Source organism: Streptomyces sp. ISL-12 (genome assembly GCF_018614415.1).
GTDB lineage: Bacteria > Actinomycetota > Actinomycetes > Streptomycetales > Streptomycetaceae > Streptomyces.
Map to the genome: position 1 here is coordinate 58,238 of NZ_JAGGOO010000130.1, position 17,888 is coordinate 76,125.

The following is a 17,888-nucleotide window of genomic DNA, read 5'->3' on the forward strand; positions in this document are numbered from 1 at the left end:
ATACGGAGGCAGTGGCATGATCGCCACTGCCTCCGTCGCTTGACGGGGACACCGGCAATGGGTTGCATACGTTCTGTGATCGTGCACCCTGCTCCAATGTCCTGTTCACCTGTGTCCCCGCGGACACCGCAGCGGGCAGGGGGCGCCGCGCCGTGGACCCGGTGATCATCGTCGGAGCGGGGCCCGTCGGGCTCACGCTCGCCCTGGCCCTGGCCCGGCAGGAGGTGCCCTGCGTCGTCCTCGACGAGGGACCGGGCAAGGACGAACCCCGCCCCGCGCGCACCGTCGTCCTGCCCGAGGACACCGTCGCCCTCCTGGAACGGCTCACGGGCGCGCCGCTCGACCGGGCCGGATTCCGTTGGGCCGGATGGCGGTCGATGCGGCGCAGGCAGGTGACGCGCGAGATCACCTTCGGCGACACCGATCCGGCCCCGCTGCACATCGCCCAGCACCTGCTGACCGGCGCGCTGCGCACGGCCCTGGCCCGCGAGTCCCACGTGAAGATCGCCGTGGACAGCCGCGTGGACGCCGTGGAGCAGGAGCCCTCCGGGGTCACCGCCCACACCCGCGGCCCCAAGGGCACCTGGTGGCGCGGCAGTTACCTGGTCGGCTGCGACGGCCCCCGCTCCACCGTGCGCAAACTCCAGGACATCCGCTTCCCCGGCCGCACCGCGGTGGAACGGCACGCCGTCGCCGCCCTGCGCACCGAGCTGCCGTGGGGTGAAGAAGCGTTGCTCCACCGGTCGCCGCCGTGGCGTACGTCGGGCCCGTCGGCCGGCGAGATCACCGGCCGTCCCCTGCCCGACGGGGTGTGGCGCCTGGACTGGCTGCTGCCGCCGGGCAAGGACCTGGTCACGCCGGAACTGCTGGTCACCCGCGTCCGGGAGACCCTCGCCGGCTGGCACGGCGGGACCGCGCCGGCGTACGAACTCCTCGACACCGGCGTCCACATCGTCCACCACCGACTGGCCCGCCGCTGGCGCGCCGGCCGCGTGCTGCTCGCCGGGGACGCGGCACACCTGCTCGGCGCGCTGGGCACCCAGGGGCTCGACGAGGGGCTGCGGGACGCCGACAACCTGGCCTGGAAACTGGCGCTGGCCTGGCACCACGGGCCGAACGAGGCGCTCCTCGACAGCTACCAGGCGGAGCGGCGCACGGCGATCGTCGCACGGCTGCGGGCCGCCGACCAGGCCCTGCCTCTGCTGCGCGGCGGTGGCGGACTGCGCGGGTACGTCCCCGGCTCGTCCCGGGGTCACGACGCATTGCTCACGGACGGTCACTTGGGGCGCGGAACGCTCGGTGCGCCGGGGGCGTACACCGATTCGCCGCTCGCACCTCCGCACCTCGACGGGGAGATCGCGGTCGGTACGGCACCGGGCGAGCAGGTCAGCGACGTACGGGTGACCGCGGAGGACGGCACCTTCGTCCGGCTGCGGGACCGGCTGGGGCGCGGGGCGCTGCTGGTGGTGCTGGTCGCGCCGGGTACCGGTGTGTGGGAGCGCAGGCACTGGGTGACCGCCGGCATCATGCCCCGGCTGGCGGCGGCGGTGACCGCGCTGCCGTACCGCGCTGAGCTACTGGTCGCCGAGAGCTATCCGGGCGCCGGCGCCCACACCGTGCTGCTGGTGCGGCCCGACGGCCACCTGGTCACGGCGTTGAACGGGGTCCGCCCGGCCGACCTGTACACGGCGGCCGAGGCGGCGCTGGGCGGGGCGGCACGGCCTGCGGCGTCGGCATCGGCCTCGGCATCCGCGCCCCAGGCGTCGGCGGCCTCCGGCTGAGGCACCACTCACCGTCACCGCACCGTCCGCGTGGTGACGGTGAGTTGACCGGTCCGCGCGGTCATGGTGTACTCCGGACCATGACCGACACCGACGTGCGCCTGTGGCGGAGGGTCCATATGGACCTCGTCCGCTACGCAGGCTGCGTGTGTCGTCCGCCCTGCTGAATTCGCCTCCTTCTCCTGCGCGCGCCGTTTCGCACGCCGCCGCGCGCTCCCGCGAACTCCCGGACGGTAACCGTGTCTGTCTCGTTCCCTTCCCTCCCGTCTTCCCCCTCTTCCGCCAGCCCTTCGCCCGCCCGTGTCGCGGCGCCCACCCAGGCGGATCTCCTCGCCTTCGCACGGCGCGCCGCCGCCGACACCACGCTCATCGCCTCGCTCCCGCTGGACCCCCAGGGCCGTACCTGGGTACGGCTGGAGGGGCCGGCCGGCAGTGAGGCGTGGCTGATCGGCTGGCCGCCCGGCACCGGCACCGGCTGGCACGACCACGCCGACTCGGTGGGCGCGTTCGTGACCGCGGCCGGCGAGCTCGCGGAGAACGCGCTCGCCGCCCGGCTGCCCACCCACGCCTGGCGCACCCTGGAGCTGGCCGACGGCGTGGACCGGGAGCGCCGGCTGTCGGCCGGGCAGGGGCGTGCCTTCGGCCGGCACCATGTGCACGAGGTGCTCAACGACTCCCCGGACCAGCACGCCGTCTCGGTCCACGCCTACTACCCGCCGCTGCCGCTGATGCGCCGCTACAGCCGCACCGGCCCCGTCCTCCGTCTGGAGCAGGTCGAACGCCCGGAGGACTGGCAGTGAGCGGCCTGGACGGGCGCGAGGGGATCGAGGGGCTGGTGGCGGATGACGGGCCGGTCGGGGGCGGCGGGCCGGTGGAGGACGAGGGCTTGGTGGGGACCCACGGACCGGCCGGGGCCAACGGACCCGTCGGGGCCAACGGACCGGCCGGGGCCAACGGACCCGTCGGGGCCGACAGACCCGTCGGGATCGACACCCTGCTGGAGCAGGTGCGTCAGGGCTACGAGCGGATCGGGCCGCGCGAGGCACACCGGGCCGCCGAGGCGGGCGAGGCACTCCTGATCGACATCCGGTACGCCGCACTGCGCGAGCGGGACGGCCTGGTCCCCGGCGCCCTCGTGATCGAGCGCAACGAACTGGAGTGGCGGCTGGACCCCCGGGGCAGCCACCGCGTCCCCGAGGCCACCGGTCATGACCTGCGGATCGTCGTGCTCTGCGACGAGGGGTACGCCTCCAGCCTGGCGGCGGAGTCCCTGCACCGCCTGGGCCTGCTCCGGGCCACCGATCTGACCGGTGGCTTCCAGGCCTGGCGGGCGGCGGGGCTGCCCGTGCTGCACCCACCGGTCCAGGCACCGGACTCGCAGTAGAACGATGCCGTGTCCGCCGGGCCCCTGGTGATCAGCCGTGTCCGGATCACGGCCGCAGTACTGTCCCGGCCCTTGACCCCGGCGCCGCACGGGCGGGGTCGGCCGACGCCCCCCGGGTGGTGTCGACCGGCCCTCGGCGTCGAGATCGGCCCACCAGGTGATCGTGCGTCGGGAGTCCCCCTCCCCCGGCCCCCTACCCACCCCGGTCAGAACGACGTCGTGTCCCCGCCCCCGTCCCATTCCCCGAGGACCTCTGTGTCCTCGCCCTCCTCTTCCAGCGCCTGGCGAACCACCCTCAGGGCCATGCCCTCGGAGTAGCCCTTGCGGGCCAGCATGCCCGCGAGCCGGCGCAGCCGCTTGTCCCGGTCGAGCCCGCGGGTGGAGCGCAGTTTCCGGGCGACCAGTTCCCGCGCGGTCTCCTCCTCCTGCTCGGAGTCGAGCTGGGAGACCGCCTCGTCGATGAGGGCGGAGTCGACGCCCTTGGTCCGCAGCTCGCGGGCGAGCGCGCGCCGGGCCAGCCCCCGGCCGTGGTGCCGGGACTCCACCCAGGCGTCAGCGAAGGCGCTGTCGTTGATCAGGCCGACCTCCTCGAACCGGGACAGCACCTCCTCCGCGGCGTCCTCCGGGATCTCCTTCTTGCGCAGGGCGTCGGCGAGTTGCTTGCGTGTGCGCGGGGTCCCGGTGAGCAGGCGCAGGCAGATTGCCCGTGCCTGCTCGACCGGGTCCCGCGGAGGCTCCCCCTTCTCGGCCCTCGACGAGGAAGTGGCGCCTCCGTCCTCTGCGGGCCCGTCACCACGGTCGCGGGCACGGCGCCCCCGGGAACCGCCCGTACCCCGGGCCCGTGCCCGGCCACCGCCCCGACGCGCCCCACCGCCGACTCCGCGTGAACCGCCGCCGTGGCTCCCGCCGCCCTCCGCTCCGTCCCCGTACGGCCCGCCCTGCGCATAACCACCGTCGAACCCGGGCCCCCCGTCGGGCTCGTACTCCCCGTACGGCTCCTCGGCGCCGTACGGGGACGGTCCGTCATATGGGGGCTGGCCGTCATACGGGGACGGCTCACCGTACGGAAACGGGCGGCCGTGCCCCCGCCCCGTACTGTCGGCTGCCGCCGCCACGAGGTCATCGCCGTATCCATATCCGTCCTCGCCCGCCCCGGCGAAGCCCTCGTCGCTCGGTCCCCCCGGTCCGCCCCGGCCACGCCGACGCGCCGGGGTGGCCGGGTAGGCGTCGTACTCGGCCCAGTCGGTTCGTCGCGTCACGGGTCAGCTCTTGGCAGCCGCGGCCTTGGACTTGGCGGCCTTGGCAGCGGGCGCCGTCACCGTCGTGGCCGCTGCGGCCGGATCGGCGGGGGCCACGGCGTCCTTGCCCGGCTCGGCGGCCGGCGCCTCGGGACGCACCCCCACGCCCAGCTTCTCCTTGATCTTCTTCTCGATCTCGTTGGCGAGGTCGGGGTTGTCCTTCAGGAAGTTACGGGCGTTCTCCTTGCCCTGCCCGAGCTGGTCGCCCTCGTACGTGTACCAGGCGCCGGCCTTGCGCACAAAGCCGTTCTCCACGCCCATGTCGATCAGGCCGCCCTCGCGGCTGATGCCCTGGCCGTACAGGATGTCGAACTCGGCCTGCTTGAAGGGGGGCGCGACCTTGTTCTTGACGACCTTGCAGCGGGTGCGGTTGCCGACCGCCTCCGTGCCGTCCTTCAGCGTCTCGATGCGCCGGATGTCGATGCGCACCGAGGCGTAGAACTTCAGCGCGCGGCCACCCGTCGTGGTCTCCGGGGAGCCGAACATCACGCCGATCTTCTCACGGAGCTGGTTGATGAAGATCGCGGTGGTCTTGGACTGGTTGAGCGCGCTGGTGATCTTCCGCAGGGCCTGGCTCATCAGGCGGGCCTGCAGACCGACGTGGCTGTCGCCCATCTCGCCCTCGATCTCCGCACGCGGGACGAGCGCGGCGACGGAGTCGATGACGATGAGGTCGAGGGCGCCGGAGCGGACCAGCATGTCCACGATCTCCAGGGCCTGCTCGCCGTTGTCCGGCTGGGAGAGAATCAGGTTGTCGATGTCGACGCCGAGCTTCTTGGCGTACTCGGGGTCGAGGGCGTGCTCCGCGTCCACGAAGGCGACCTGGCCGCCGGCCTTCTGCGCGTTCGCCACCGCGTGCAGGGTCAGGGTCGTCTTGCCGGAGGACTCGGGGCCGTAGATCTCCACGACACGGCCGCGCGGGAGTCCGCCGACGCCGAGGGCCACGTCGAGCGCGGTCGACCCGGTCGGGATGACCTCGATGGGCTCCTGGGTGCGGTCGCCCATGCGCATGACCGCGCCCTTGCCGAATTGCCGTTCAATCTGTGCGAGAGCGGCGTCCAGCGCCTTCTCGCGGTCGGTTCCTGCCATGGGTTCCACCCGATTTGCTTGAGTCGATCGCTTCACGTCAAAGACGCTAACGCCTGCCACTGACAATGCGCCCCGACGCAGGTCCGACCTGTGGATAACTCGGGTGCATATCTGTCCATAGCCAGACGAACCACCCACCGCGGGTGCCCGCCGACGTCCCCATAAGAATGGATGTTCGATTTTCGTGTCAAGCGCACCACGCACCTCTGCGGAGGGCTGCCGCCCCAGCGGGACGCGCGCCCTGCTGGTCCTCGTCCACGCGGCCCTGACGCTCGTCTGGCTCGGCGCCTACGTGAGCCATCCCGGCATGCGGCGAGCAGCCGGAGGGCGCAAGCGTGGACAGGAGGCCCGCGCAGAAGACGGCGATCTTCGGATTCAGGACGCTGCTGACCAGTCCCGTACGCCACGGGGTTGCCGGCCGGGGCCGGTGCCGGGGCGCCCGGCCCCGGGCTCACCGAACGGCTGCACCGACTCTCCAGCAGCGCTTGGACGCCCAGGAAGCCGATGTACACCGCACCGGCGAGCTTGACGACGGTGCAGGCCGTGCTGGACGCCGCCAGGACGCCGGCCGGCCCCACCACGGGAGCGCGCCCCATATGAGCAGTCCCGCCGTGATGCCCCCGACCGTGCGCAGACCGTCCTGCCGGCCGACCGCGAGGGATCGTTTCGTCACCACACATGGACCGGGTCTCGCACCCGGAATCGCCCGTCCTTTCGAGTCGAGAGGACGATGGCACAGGACAGCTACACCGCAGCCCTCCGACCGCTCAGGAAGACCCCTTCCCTGGCCGTCCCGCCGCCGACCACCTGGCCCACAGCCGCCGCACGCGCGTGACCGCTCCCGGCCCCGGTCCCCGGCCCCGGCGCCCGTGGACACGGGGGTCGTCCGTGACGTCGTACCGCTTGATGTACGCCCCCACGAACGCCTGGAGCGTGGCGACCGCCGGAATGGCGATCAGGGCGCCGACGGCGCCGAGGAGCGCGGTGCCCGCGACGACCGAGCCGAAGGCGACCGCGGGATGGATGTCGACGGTCTTCGAGGTCAGCTTGGGCTGCAGCACGTAGTTCTCGAACTGCTGGTAGATCACCACGAAGCCCAGCACCCACAGCGCGTACCAGGGATTGACCGTGAAGGCGATCAGCATCGGCAGGGCACCAGCGAGGTAGGTGCCGATGGTCGGGATGAACTGCGACACCAGCCCCACCCACACGGCGAGCGCGGGCGCGTAGGGCACCTCCAGGATCTCCAGCAGGACGTAGTGCGCTATGCCGGAGATCAGCGCCATCAGACCGCGCGAGTACAGATAACCGCCGGTCTTGTCCACGGCGATCTCCCACGCGCGCAGCACCTCGGCCTGCCGCGCGGGCGGCAGGACGGAGCAGAGCGCGCGGCGCAGCCGTGGGCCGTCGGCGGCGAAGTAGAACGCGAACAGGGTGATCGTCAGCAGTTGGAAGAGCCCGCCGAGCACCTGGGCGGACACGTCCAGGACCCCGGTGGCGCTGTTCTGCACATAGTTGCGCAGCCAGTCGGAGCGGAGCAGGCCCTCCTGGATGTCGACCCGTCTCAGCTCGGTGTGGAAGTGGCCGTTGATCCAGTTGATGACGGAGTCGAGGTACTCGGGGAAGTCCTCGACCATCTTGACGATCTGCCCGGCGAGCATGGAACCGAGCAGCGTGACGAACCCCGCCGCGGCGATCAGTACCGCGATGAAGACGAGGAAGGTGGCCAGTCCCCGGCGCAGGCCGCGCGCGGCCATCCAGCTCACCGCGGGCTCGATGGCCAGCGCCAGGAAGAACGCGATGAGGACGTTGATCAGCAGCCCGGTGAGCTGGTGGAAGGCCCAACTGCTCAACTGGAAGACGGCGTAGAGCGTGAGGGCCAGCACCATGGCCCTGGGCAGCCAGCGCGGCATGCGGGCGGCCGGCCCGGCGGGGCCGGCCGGGGGCCCGGCGGGCGGCGTCGGGCCGGACGGGGATGAGTGCGGGGTTTCCCGCCCGGTCTCGTCAGTGGATGCCACGGCCCCAGTTTCGCCCATGCCACCGACAGCCGGATGCCGTCCGGCGATCTTCGTGACGATTCAGCGCTTCTCCTGTGGCACGTCCATGACCTCGCAGACCACCTGCCACACGTCCTTGGCGTCCCAGCCGGCGTTCAGCGCCTCGTTCACCGTGCGCCCGCCCAGCTCCGCCATCACGTGGTCGCGCGCGAAGGTGTCGGAGTAGCCCGAACCGAAGTGTTCCGCCATCCGCTGCCAGAAGACCGTCAACCGCATGCCCCCAGTATCCCGCCCCCGGGTGCGGACCCTTCCCACGGCACCTGCCGGCACCGCTTTCCGCCCTACGGTCTGTCGCATGGCCGAAACCGCAGTCCCGCTCCCCCCGACGCCCACGGCACGCTCCCCGCTGGCCCGCGCCGAGCAGTTCGTGTGGCTCACCGCGCGCGTGCTGGAACAACACCTGTTCGCGTACCACTTCCGGGCTGCCGGCGCGGCCCCGGTGGAGACGGCGCTCGACGCCTACCGCAACCCGGACGGCGGGTACGGCCACGCACTGGAACCCACGCTGCGCGGTCCGGGCAGCCAAGTGCCGCACACCGTGTACGCGTTGCGCGTCCTGGACGCCGTCGGACGCCGCACCGGACCGCACATCGAGCACACGTGCCGCTACCTGACGTCCGTCTCCACCCCGGACGGCGCCCTGCCCGGCGCACTGACCGCCACCGGCCCGGCGGTCGGCCTGCTGCACCGCAACGGGGTGTGGCACGCCTGGCTCTTCCGGGCCACCGAATTCTGCTGGCTCAGGACCGAGTCGCTGCGCGCCCGGGACCCCTACGAGATCCAGGCGGCGGTGGCCTTCCTGGACTCCGTACCCGACCGCCCGCGCGCGGAGGCGACCGCCGACCGCCTGGGCCGCCTGCTGCGCGAGCACCACCTGGCGGTACTGGACCCGGACTCCCGCCGCCCGCCCGGCGAGCCGCGCCTCCTCCCGCACGACTACGCCCGCACTCCGCGCTCCCTCGCGCGCGCGTGGTTCACCGACGACGAGATGGCGCGTTCCCTGGACTTCCTCGCGTCCGCGCAGGAGGCCGACGGCGGCTGGCCGGTCCACCGGCCCGGCTTGACACCGGCCGCCGCCCTGGAGGCCCGCCCCGGGGCGACCATCAGCGCCCTGCGCACCCTCCAGGCCCACGGCCGCCCCGTCACCTGACCCGGATACCGCTCACCCGCTCAGGGCCCGCACCCCGGCGGTCACCGCCACCGCCGCACCGACGACCAGCAGAAACGGCGCGCGCAGGACCAGCGCGACGGCCGCCGCAGCGACCCCCGCGGCCCGCGCGTCCAGCACGAGCACCCGCCCGTCGGCGAAGGTCTGCTGCGCCGTGAGAGCGGCGAGCAGGGCGACGGGAAGCAGAGCGGCCAGCCGGCGCACCACGGGCCGCTGCAGGGCGCCCGCGGGCACCAGCAGCCCGACGAGCTTGACCGCGTAGCACCCCAGCGTGGTCAAGCCGATCGCGATCCAGACGCTCACCGCGCGTCCTCCCGCCCGCGACGCCCCCGCGCCCACAGGACGGCCGGCGCGGCCAGCGCCGCGGCCAGCACCGGCGTCCCGGCCGGCAGCACCGGCAGCAGGCCGAGCCCCAGCACCACCGCCAGCCCGGCGACCGCCCGTTCGACCGGGGTCTTCAGCATCGGGGCGAGCAGCGCCAGGAACACCGCGGGCCCGGCCGCGTCGAGGCCCCAGGCATCGGTGTCCCCGATGGCCTCCGCCCCGAGCGCGCCCAGCAACGTGGTGAGGTTCCACAGCACGTAGAGGCTGAGGCCCGTGACCGTGAACCCGATCCGCACCGCCCGCCGCGTCGGCTGGGCCAGCGCCACCGCGGCCGTCTCGTCGATGACCCACTGCGCGGCGAACGGCCGCACCGCCCGCGGCAGGGCCAGCAACTGCGACAGTCGCAGCCCGTAGAAGGCGTTGCGCACGCCCAGGAAGAAAGCCCCGGCCGCGGCCGTGAAGGGGTTCCCACCGGCCGCGAGCGCCCCCACGAGCGCGAACTGGGACGCCCCGGTGAACACCAGAAGGCTGAGCGCGCAGGTCTGCGCCAGGCTGAGCCCGCCACCCGCCGAGGTCACCCCGAAGGCGAACCCGGACAGACCCACCGCGACGCCGACACCCAACGCGTCCCGCACGACGGCCGCGTCGGGCTTCCTCACACTGTCTTGAACTACCGACTGTTCCGCTGCCACGCCCCGGACGGTAGGACCGGTCACCACCGAGCGTCTTGTACGTTCTTGCGCTCACGCTGATAGGCCCCTGGCGGAACGCCCACGATCCGCGTGAAGTGCCGGTTCAGATGCGGCTGGTCCGTGAACCCCACCAAGGCCGCCACCTCGGCCGGGGCGGTCCCGGCGTCCAGCAGCCGCCGCGCACGACGTACCCGGGCATCCGTCAGCCAGGTGTGCGGCGGCATGCCATAGGCGTCCCGGAAGGCCCGCAGCAACGCGAACGGCCCGGTCCCCAGCCCCGCGGCCAGCGCCTCGAGACCAGGCGGATCGGCCATCCGCTCCTCCAGCACGCCACGCGCGCGTGCCGCGACCCGCGCCCCCGCCGACCGTACTTCCCGCCCGGGCAGCGTCCCGCCGTTCAGCCGCAGCAACCGGGTCACGGCCACCCGCAGCAGCGTGTCGGCGGCCAGCGCCTCCCCCTCGTCGGCGGCCCGCAGCACCCGCCGTACCAGTTCCACGGTGTACGGATCACTCACCACCGGCCGGACGAACCCGGGCGTCCCCCGCAACGTGGTGGTCTCCCCGGCGATCGCCGCCACCACCTCCGGCGACGGATACACAGCCCCGTACCGCCACCCCTCCGGCACCCCCGCCCGACCGGTGTGCGGAGTGTCCGGATTGACCAGCGCGAGATCGCCGGCCCCCGCGTACACATCGCCCCCGCCGTGGTGGAAGACCTCCACCCCGCCGTAGATGGCCGCGATGACGAAGTGCTCGTGCGTGTGCCGCACGAACGTCTGCCGTATGTACCGGGCCCGCAGCAGATCGACACCGGGCAACGCGGCGAACCGCCAGTGCCGCGCCCGCTCGCCGTGTCCCATGCGCCCATTCTCCTCACCCGTGGCGTAACGCACCCGCACCCGCACCCGCGTACGCGTACGGCGCGCAGGGGACGGGGTGGGTGTCCGCCCACAGCGATTGGCGCGTCCATCCGCTCCACCCCCGTAACCGACCGATTCCGCACCGTTCCGAGGACGGACACCCCCACCCCGGCCCCGACCACGCACCGCACCCTGGGCGCTACGCGCACCCCCACCGAGCCCGCACAGACGCCGCAGGCACTCGCGTCCGGCCCGATTGTCAGTGCCCGGGTGCACGATGGACGCATGGTCAGCTCCGCACACCGAGCCCTGGACGGCTTCTCCCCCGCGACCCGCGGTTGGTTCACGGGGGCCTTCTCCGCGCCCACTGCCGCCCAGGCAGGCGCGTGGAAGGCCATCGGAGAGGGCTCGGACGTGCTGGTCGTCGCCCCCACCGGCTCCGGCAAGACCCTGGCCGCCTTCCTCGCCGCCCTGGACCAGCTGGCCTCGACACCCCCGCCCGCCGACCCGAAGAAGCGCTGCCGCGTCCTCTACGTCTCCCCCCTCAAGGCCCTCGCCGTCGACGTGGAACGCAACCTCCGCAGCCCGCTGACCGGCATCCGCCAGGAATCCGTCCGCCTGGGCCTGCCCGAACCCGAGGTCAAGGTCGGCATCCGCTCCGGCGACACCCCGGCCGCCGAACGCCGCGCGCTGTCCACCCGCCCCCCGGACATCCTGATCACCACCCCCGAGTCCCTCTTCCTGATGCTGACGTCGGCCACCCGCGACGCCCTGACCGGCGTGGAGACGGTGATCCTCGACGAGGTGCACGCGGTCGCCGGCACCAAGCGCGGCGCCCACCTGGCGCTCTCCCTGGAGCGGCTCGACGAGCTGCTCCCCCGCCCCGCCCGCCGCATCGGCCTCTCCGCCACGGTCCGCCCCGTCGACGAGGTCGCACGCTTCCTCTCCCCGCGCCGCAAGGCCGAAGTCGTCCAGCCCCCGTCCGGCAAGGAGTTCGACCTCTCCGTGGTCGTCCCGGTCGACGACCTGGGCGAGCTGGGCGGCTCCCCGGTCTCCGACGGCAACGACGGCGCGGAACGCCCCTCGATCTGGCCGCACGTCGAGGAGCGGATCACGGACCTCGTCCAGTCCCACCGCTCCACCATCGTCTTCGCGAACTCCCGCCGTCTGGCGGAACGCCTGTGCAACAGACTCAACGAGATCGCCTACGAACGGGAAACCGGCGTCCCCCTGGACGAGCACCACTCCCCCGCCGAGCTGATGGGCGGCTCGGGCGCCGCCCAGGGCGCCCCGCCCGTGATCGCCCGCGCCCACCACGGCTCGGTCTCCAAGGAGCAGCGCTCCCAGGTCGAGGAGGACCTCAAGGCGGGCCGCCTGCCCGCCGTGGTCGCCACCTCCAGCCTGGAGCTCGGCATCGACATGGGCGCGGTCGACCTCGTGATCCAGGTCGAGTCGCCCCCGTCCGTCGCCTCCGGCCTCCAGCGCGTCGGGCGTGCCGGCCACCAGGTCGGCGCCGTCTCCACGGGCGTGGTCTTCCCGAAGTACCGCGGCGACCTCGTCCAGGCCGCCGTGGTCACCGAGCGGATGCGCACCGGCGCCATCGAGTCCCTCAAGATCCCCGCGAACCCCCTGGACGTCCTCGCCCAGCAGCTCGTGGCGATGACGGCCCTGGACACCTGGCAGGTCGACGACCTGCTCGCCACGGTCCGCCGGGCCGCCCCCTTCGCCTCGCTGCCGGAGTCGGCGTTCACCGCGGTCCTGGACATGCTCGCGGGCCGCTACCCGTCCGACGCCTTCGCCGAGCTGCGCCCGCGCGTGGTCTGGGACCGGGTCGCCGGTACTGTCACCGGCCGCCCCGGCGCCCAGCGCCTCGCCGTCACCTCGGGCGGCACGATCCCCGACCGCGGGCTCTTCGGCGTGTTCCTCGCCGGAGCCGACCCGAAGAAGGGTGGCGGCCGGGTCGGCGAGCTGGACGAGGAGATGGTGTACGAGTCCCGCGTGGGGGACGTCTTCACACTCGGCACCAGCTCCTGGCGCATCGAGGACATCACGCGCGACCGGGTCCTGGTCTCCCCGGCCCCCGGTGTACCGGGCCGGCTGCCCTTCTGGAAGGGCGACCAGCTGGGCCGCCCGCTGGAGCTGGGCCGGGCCCTGGGCGCCTTCCTCCGCGAGGTCGGCTCGCTCACCGCGGAGGACGCCCGGCTGCGTTTGCTCGCCGCCGGCCTGGACGACCGCGCCGCGGCCAACGTCCTCACCTACCTCGGCGAGCAGCGCGAGGCCTGCGGCCACATCCCCGACGACCGCACCATCGTGGTCGAACGCTTCCGCGACGAGCTGGGCGACTGGCGGGTCGTGGTCCACTCCCCCTTCGGTGCCCAGGTCCACGCCCCCTGGGCGCTGGCCCTCGGCGCCCGCCTGTCCGAGCGGTACGGCATGGACGCGCAGGTCATGCACGCCGACGACGGCATCGTGCTGCGCCTGCCGGACGCCGATCTGATGGGCCTGGACCTGCTCGATCAGGAACCGCGCAAGGCAGGCACCGAGTACGACGCCGACCAGGCTCCCGTAGGCGCCGCGGACATCCTCTTCGACAAGGGCGAGGTCGACCAGATCGTCACCGACCAGGTCGGCGGCTCGGCCCTGTTCGCCTCCCGGTTCCGCGAGTGCGCGGCCCGCGCCCTCCTGCTGCCACGCCGCAACCCCGGCAAGCGCACCCCCCTGTGGCAGCAGCGCCAGCGGGCGTCCCAGCTCCTGGAGGTGGCGAGCAAGTTCGGCTCGTTCCCGATCGTGCTGGAGGCGGTCCGCGAGTGCCTCCAGGACGTGTTCGACGTCCCCGGACTCGTCGAGCTGATGGGCGACGTGGAATCCCGCAAGGTCCGTCTGGTCGAGGTCACGACACCGGAGCCCTCCCCCTTCGCCCGCTCCCTCCTGTTCGGCTACGTGGCCCAGTTCCTCTACGAGGGTGACTCGCCGCTCGCCGAGCGCCGCGCCGCCGCGCTCTCCCTGGACTCCCGGCTGCTGGCCGAGCTGCTCGGCCAGGCGGAACTGCGCGAGCTGCTGGACGCCGAGGTGCTGACCGAGCTGGAACAAGAGCTGCAGTGGCTGACCGAAGACCGTCGTGTCAAGGACGTGGAGGGCGTCGCGGACCTCCTACGAGTCCTCGGCCCGCTCAAGGACACCGAACTGGCCGCACGCGGCGCCGAACCGCAGTGGGCCCAGGAGCTGGCCGCCGCCCGCCGCGCCCTCAAGGTCCGGATCGCGGGCGCCGACCACTGGGCGGCGATCGAGGACGCGGGCCGGCTGCGCGACGCGCTCGGCACAGCGCTCCCCGTCGGTGTCCCCGAGGCGTTCACCGAACCGGTGAAGGACCCACTCGGTGACCTCCTGGCGCGCTACGCCCGCACCCACGGCCCGTTCACATCGGCCACGGCCGCCGCCCGCTTCGGTCTCGGCGTGGCCGTCACCGACGGCGCGCTGCAACGGCTGACGGCGGCGGGCCGGGTCGTCCAGGGCGAGTTCCATCCGGCCGGCATCGGCCAGGAGTGGTGCGACGCGGCCGTACTGCGCCGCCTGCGCCGCCGTTCCCTGGCCGCGCTGCGGCACGAGCTGGAGCCGGTGCCGCCGCCCGCGCTGGCCCAGTTCCTCCCCCAGTGGCAGCACATCGGCAAGGGCCACACCCTGCGCGGCATCGACGGCCTGGTGCGCGCGGTCGAACAACTGCAAGGCGCCTCGGTCCCGGCCTCCGCGCTGGAGAAGCTGGTCCTTCCGTCCCGGGTGGCCGACTACAGCCCCGCGATGCTCGACGAGCTGACCGCCGCCGGCGAGGTGGTGTGGGCGGGGGCCGGCTCACTCCCCGGCAAGGACGGCTGGCTCTCCCTCTACCTCGCCGACGCGGCCCCGCTCCTCCTGCCCCCACCGCACCCCCTGGAGACGACGGCCCTCCACCAGTCCGTCCTGGACGCCCTCTCCGGCGGCTACGGACTCTTCTTCCGGCAGATCGCCGACCAGGTCCGGGCGACGACCCACCCGGAGGCGACCGACCCGCAGCTCGCCGACGCCCTGTGGGACCTGGCCTGGTCCGGTCTGCTGACCAACGACACGCTCGCTCCCCTGCGCTCCTACCTCGGCTCGGGCCGCACCGCGGGCTCCACGGCGCACCGCGCCAGACGCGGAGTCCCCCGCGGGCGCTACGGCTCCCTCACGGCCGCCGCCCGCCCCGCCTCCCGTACGGGCCCTCCGACCGTCGCGGGCCGCTGGTCGCTGCTGCCCGCCCAGGAGGCCGACCCCACGGTGCGGGCCCACGCACTGGCCCGCACCCTGCTCGACCGGCACGGCGTGGTGACCCGGGGCGCCGTCGCGGCGGAGGGCGTCGAGGGCGGTTTCTCGGCGACGTACCGGGTGCTGTCGGTCTTCGAGGAGAGCGGCCAGGCCAGGCGCGGCTACGTGGTGGAGGGGCTGGGCGCGGCCCAGTTCGCGATGGACGGCGCCGTGGACCGGCTCCGCGCGGTCGCGAGCGCCCGCGAGCGCGGCGACGGCCGGCCCGGCGGCGGACGTCCCTCCGACGGCTTCCCGCCCCAGCACAGCGCCGGGCCCCGCACGGCCCCGGAAGCCACCGGAGAGCCCGACTGGTCCAACGGCGCGTCCCCGCGCCCGGGCGACCCCTTCCCCGCCCTCGACACCGACTTCGCCGCCCCGGCCCCGGCAGGCGGCCACGGGGGCTATGAGGCCTACGACGCCTACGGCGACCACGCTCCCCCAGACGCCGGCCGCCCCCGCGGTGCCGGCAGCCCCTACGGCGACGGATTCCCCCGCGGCTCCCACAGTCCCGCGCGCCCCCGGCACCCCGGCCCCCCTGGGCATCCCGGGCACTCCGGCGCCCCCGGCCGCCCCGGTCGCCGTGACCGTCCCGCCACCCCGGCCTCCCGCGCCGCCGTCCTGGCCGCCGCCGACCCGGCCAACGCGTACGGCGCGGCGCTCCCGTGGCCCGAGCCCCCGACCGGCGCCGGGCACAAGCCGGGCCGCAAGGCGGGCTCCCTGGTGGTGCTCGTCGACGGGGAGCTGGCCCTTTACATGGAGCGTGGGGGCAAGACCCTGCTGGCCTGGCCCGCCGATCACGACACCCCGGCCACCGACGACGCCCGGCTGCGGACGGCCACCGAGGCGCTCGCGACCGCCGCGCGCGATGGCTCCGTCGGCACGGTCACCGTGGAGCGGATCAACGGCACCGCCGCGCTGACCTCCCCGTTCGGCGACCTCCTGGAAGAAGCGGGGTTCATCGCCACCCCCCGGGGTCTGCGGATCCGGGCATGAGGCAAAGCCGCACGCCTCGGCGCGCACCCCCCTGCGCACGCCCGGCACACGCGCCCCGCCGCGTACTCCCCGTGCCACCCTTGACCCATGCCCGAAGGAGACACGGTCTGGCAGGCCACCAAGCGGCTGCACGACGCCCTCGCGGGCAAAGTGCTGACCGTCACCGACTTCCGCGTCCCCCAGTACGCCACCGTCGACCTCACCGGCCGTACGGTCCTGGACGTCACCCCGCGCGGTAAGCACCTGCTCACCCGCATCGAGGGCGGCCTCACCCTCCACTCGCACCTGCGGATGGACGGCGCCTGGAAGGTGTACGCCCCCGGCCGGCGCTGGACCGGCGGCCCCGCCCACCAGATCCGCGTGGTGCTCGGCACCGCCGACCGCACCGCCGTCGGCTACCGCCTCCCGGTCCTGGAACTCCTCCGTACCGCCGACGAGGACCGGGCCGTCGGCCACCTGGGCCCCGACCTGCTGGGCCCCGACTGGAACCCCGACCGGGCCCTGGCCAACCTGCTCGCGGACCCCGCCCGTCCGCTCGGCGACGCCCTGCTCGACCAGCGCAACCTGGCCGGCATCGGCAACGTGTACAAGAGCGAGCTGTGCTTCCTGCTCGGCGTCACCCCGTGGCTGCCCGTCGGCGACCTGCCCGCCGACCGCGCCGCCGCCCTGCCCGCCCTCGCCGTACGGCTCCTGGCGGCGAACCGCGACCGCCCGGTCCGCAACACCACGGGCCGCCGTAACCCGGACCTGTTCGTGTACGGCCGCACGCCCCGCCCGTGCCTGCGCTGCGGCACCTCGATCCGAGTGGCCGACCAGGGCGACGGCTCCCGCGACCGCCCGACCTACTGGTGCCCCACCTGCCAGCGGGGCCCGGCCCCATCCCCCGCGTCCCCGGCCACCCGCCGCCACAGCTCCCGCACCCGCAGGTGACAGCCGCTCCGGTCAAGGCGAACGCCCCGCAACGCCACCGCCGCCGCCCCCGCGCCCGTCTACGCCACCGCGTCCATTGCCGCGCCCGCCGCCGCCCCCACCCTCCCGCCACTCCCGCCAGGCCCAGCGCCATCGCCCCGCCGGAACCGCCCCCTCCGCCCTCCGCCGCGCCACACAGTGCACCGGCAGCACACTCAGCCCCCACCCCGAGGCGGCGACCGCTCCTTCCAGCACGCCGGCGTCGGACGTCAGCGTCAGCCGCAGCACCGCCCACCACCACACCGCTCCCAGTCCCAGCGCAGCCCCCCGGCGCACTATTCGTCCCGGCATGCTCCGTCACCTCCAGGCCCCGTGTACGCCCCGGAAGGACCGGCCTCACCCGTTCTCGGCCTGGAACATCCAGTGCTGCTTCTCCAGGTCGGCGGTGACCTGGATGAAGAGATCCTGGGACACGGGATCCGGGTCACCGGTGGCCGCGATCCGCTCCCTCATCCGTCCGATCACGGCGCCCAACGCCACCACGATCGCGCCCACCGCCGCCGAGTCGTCGACCCAGCCCTCCGGCGTCACCCCGATTCCGCTGCCGACGGCCACGGTCGCGGCGCGCCCGTCGGGCGGGACGCCCAGCGCGGCCGCACGCTCCGCCACCGTGTCGGAGTGTGTACGGGCGGTGCTGACGACCTCGTCGAGCTGAAGGTGCACGGACCGGAAGCGCGGCCCCACCACGTTCCAGTGGATCTGCTTCGCCACCAGGGCCAGATCCACCAGGTCGACCAGGGCGCCCTGCAGCGCCTCCGACACGGTCTTCAGGTCCGCGCCCGACAACGGGCTCTTCACGACGTACATCCGCACCTCCGTGGGCTGCCCCCGTCCACTGCCCCCGCCATGTCCCTCCACGATGACCTCAGCACCCATCACCGGCAAACGCACCCGCACGACGACCACCCAGCGCACCCACCACCCGCCCACCACCCGACCGCCGCGCCCACCACCCG

16 protein-coding genes and 1 pseudogene are annotated in these 17,888 nt (G+C 73.8%); 7 read left to right on the forward strand and 10 right to left on the reverse strand.

Annotated features, from left to right (window positions below; all coding sequences use genetic code 11):
- The first annotated feature begins 152 nt into the window (after positions 1-152).
- The 4 genes from J7I94_RS31230 to J7I94_RS31240 all read left to right on the forward strand — a co-directional run bounded on the left by J7I94_RS31230 (position 153) and on the right by J7I94_RS31240 (position 3,165).
- Positions 153-1,781, forward strand: coding sequence for an FAD-dependent monooxygenase (locus J7I94_RS31230; RefSeq protein WP_215172507.1), 1,629 nt, complete (start codon positions 153-155; stop codon positions 1,779-1,781).
- Between the two features lie 80 nt (positions 1,782-1,861).
- Positions 1,862-1,948, forward strand: a complete 87-nt coding sequence (locus J7I94_RS39610; protein ID WP_374198456.1) for a putative leader peptide — start codon at positions 1,862-1,864, stop codon at positions 1,946-1,948.
- Positions 1,949-2,020: 72 nt separating this feature from the next.
- Entirely contained in the window at positions 2,021-2,581 is a 561-nt protein-coding gene (locus J7I94_RS31235) for a cysteine dioxygenase (protein ID WP_215172509.1), read from the forward strand.
- A gap of 185 nt (positions 2,582-2,766) precedes the next feature.
- Positions 2,767-3,165 carry a rhodanese-like domain-containing protein gene (locus J7I94_RS31240; RefSeq protein WP_308114779.1) on the forward strand — a complete coding sequence of 133 codons (399 nt, stop codon included), beginning with the start codon at positions 2,767-2,769 and terminating at the stop codon, positions 3,163-3,165.
- A gap of 206 nt (positions 3,166-3,371) precedes the next feature.
- On the opposite strand, the gene recX is transcribed toward J7I94_RS31240, so the two are convergent.
- From recX to J7I94_RS31260, 5 genes and pseudogenes are all read right to left on the reverse strand, one after another.
- On the reverse strand, positions 3,372-4,424 hold the full coding sequence (recX, locus tag J7I94_RS31245; RefSeq protein ID WP_215172510.1) for a recombination regulator RecX: 1,053 nt from the start codon (positions 4,422-4,424) through the stop codon (positions 3,372-3,374).
- 3 nt (positions 4,425-4,427) lie between these two features.
- Positions 4,428-5,552 carry a recombinase RecA gene (recA, locus tag J7I94_RS31250; RefSeq protein WP_215172512.1) on the reverse strand — a complete coding sequence of 375 codons (1,125 nt, stop codon included), beginning with the start codon at positions 5,550-5,552 and terminating at the stop codon, positions 4,428-4,430.
- A 298-nt stretch (positions 5,553-5,850) separates the two neighbouring features.
- A pseudogene (locus J7I94_RS38760) lies at positions 5,851-6,255 on the reverse strand (LysE family translocator); the annotation flags it as partial.
- Positions 6,256-6,319: 64 nt separating this feature from the next.
- Complete coding sequence (locus J7I94_RS31255; RefSeq protein WP_308114778.1) at positions 6,320-7,570, reverse strand: AI-2E family transporter; 1,251 nt, start codon at positions 7,568-7,570, stop codon at positions 6,320-6,322.
- A gap of 60 nt (positions 7,571-7,630) precedes the next feature.
- The gene (locus J7I94_RS31260; RefSeq protein WP_215172514.1) at positions 7,631-7,825 is read right to left on the reverse strand and encodes a DUF3046 domain-containing protein; all 195 of its coding nucleotides are present in this window, start codon (positions 7,823-7,825) and stop codon (positions 7,631-7,633) included.
- 79 nt (positions 7,826-7,904) lie between these two features.
- Here J7I94_RS31260 and J7I94_RS31265 point away from each other — a divergent pair, with 79 nt between their 5' ends.
- Positions 7,905-8,759 (forward strand): hypothetical protein, encoded by an 855-nt coding sequence (locus J7I94_RS31265; protein ID WP_215172516.1) that lies wholly within the window; start codon positions 7,905-7,907, stop codon positions 8,757-8,759.
- 12 nt (positions 8,760-8,771) lie between these two features.
- Here J7I94_RS31265 and J7I94_RS31270 read toward each other — a convergent pair whose 3' ends face one another.
- The 3 genes from J7I94_RS31270 to J7I94_RS31280 are packed head-to-tail and all read right to left on the reverse strand — an operon-like array spanning position 8,772 to position 10,653.
- Complete coding sequence (locus tag J7I94_RS31270; protein WP_215172518.1) at positions 8,772-9,080, reverse strand: AzlD domain-containing protein; 309 nt, start codon at positions 9,078-9,080, stop codon at positions 8,772-8,774.
- Complete coding sequence (locus J7I94_RS31275) at positions 9,077-9,760, reverse strand: AzlC family ABC transporter permease (protein ID WP_374198455.1); 684 nt, start codon at positions 9,758-9,760, stop codon at positions 9,077-9,079. The genes J7I94_RS31270 and J7I94_RS31275 overlap by 4 nt, the downstream gene beginning before the upstream one ends.
- A 53-nt stretch (positions 9,761-9,813) precedes the next feature.
- Complete coding sequence (locus J7I94_RS31280; protein WP_215172522.1) at positions 9,814-10,653, reverse strand: AraC family transcriptional regulator; 840 nt, start codon at positions 10,651-10,653, stop codon at positions 9,814-9,816.
- Between the two features lie 285 nt (positions 10,654-10,938).
- Between J7I94_RS31280 and J7I94_RS31285 the strand changes: the two genes are divergently transcribed.
- On the forward strand, positions 10,939-15,963 hold the full coding sequence (locus J7I94_RS31285; protein ID WP_215172524.1) for an ATP-dependent helicase: 5,025 nt from the start codon (positions 10,939-10,941) through the stop codon (positions 15,961-15,963).
- A gap of 87 nt (positions 15,964-16,050) precedes the next feature.
- Positions 16,051-16,893 carry a DNA-formamidopyrimidine glycosylase family protein gene (locus tag J7I94_RS31290; protein WP_215172526.1) on the forward strand — a complete coding sequence of 281 codons (843 nt, stop codon included), beginning with the start codon at positions 16,051-16,053 and terminating at the stop codon, positions 16,891-16,893.
- Positions 16,894-16,905: 12 nt separating this feature from the next.
- On the opposite strand, the gene J7I94_RS38765 is transcribed toward J7I94_RS31290, so the two are convergent.
- Both J7I94_RS38765 and J7I94_RS31295 read right to left on the reverse strand, forming a co-directional pair.
- Complete coding sequence (locus tag J7I94_RS38765) at positions 16,906-17,223, reverse strand: hypothetical protein (protein ID WP_251076004.1); 318 nt, start codon at positions 17,221-17,223, stop codon at positions 16,906-16,908.
- A gap of 45 nt (positions 17,224-17,268) precedes the next feature.
- Positions 17,269-17,739, reverse strand: a complete 471-nt coding sequence (locus J7I94_RS31295; protein WP_215172543.1) for a Dps family protein — start codon at positions 17,737-17,739, stop codon at positions 17,269-17,271.
- Between the last annotated feature and the right edge of the window lie 149 nt (positions 17,740-17,888).

What these genes read in the sequence shown, in the direction of transcription:
- J7I94_RS39610 (WP_374198456.1), top strand. Translation starts at nt 1,862, where the DNA reads ATGACCGACACCGACGTGCGCCTGTGGCGGAGGGTCCATATGGACCTC.
- recA (WP_215172512.1), bottom strand. Translation starts at nt 5,552, where the DNA reads ATGGCAGGAACCGACCGCGAGAAGGCGCTGGACGCCGCTCTCGCACAG.
- J7I94_RS31260 (WP_215172514.1), bottom strand. Translation starts at nt 7,825, where the DNA reads ATGCGGTTGACGGTCTTCTGGCAGCGGATGGCGGAACACTTCGGTTCG.
- J7I94_RS31265 (WP_215172516.1), top strand. Translation starts at nt 7,905, where the DNA reads ATGGCCGAAACCGCAGTCCCGCTCCCCCCGACGCCCACGGCACGCTCC.
- J7I94_RS31280 (WP_215172522.1), bottom strand. Translation starts at nt 10,653, where the DNA reads ATGGGACACGGCGAGCGGGCGCGGCACTGGCGGTTCGCCGCGTTGCCC.
- J7I94_RS31285 (WP_215172524.1), top strand. Translation starts at nt 10,939, where the DNA reads ATGGTCAGCTCCGCACACCGAGCCCTGGACGGCTTCTCCCCCGCGACC.
- J7I94_RS31290 (WP_215172526.1), top strand. Translation starts at nt 16,051, where the DNA reads ATGCCCGAAGGAGACACGGTCTGGCAGGCCACCAAGCGGCTGCACGAC.
- J7I94_RS38765 (WP_251076004.1), bottom strand. Translation starts at nt 17,223, where the DNA reads ATGCCGGGACGAATAGTGCGCCGGGGGGCTGCGCTGGGACTGGGAGCG.
- J7I94_RS31295 (WP_215172543.1), bottom strand. Translation starts at nt 17,739, where the DNA reads ATGTACGTCGTGAAGAGCCCGTTGTCGGGCGCGGACCTGAAGACCGTG.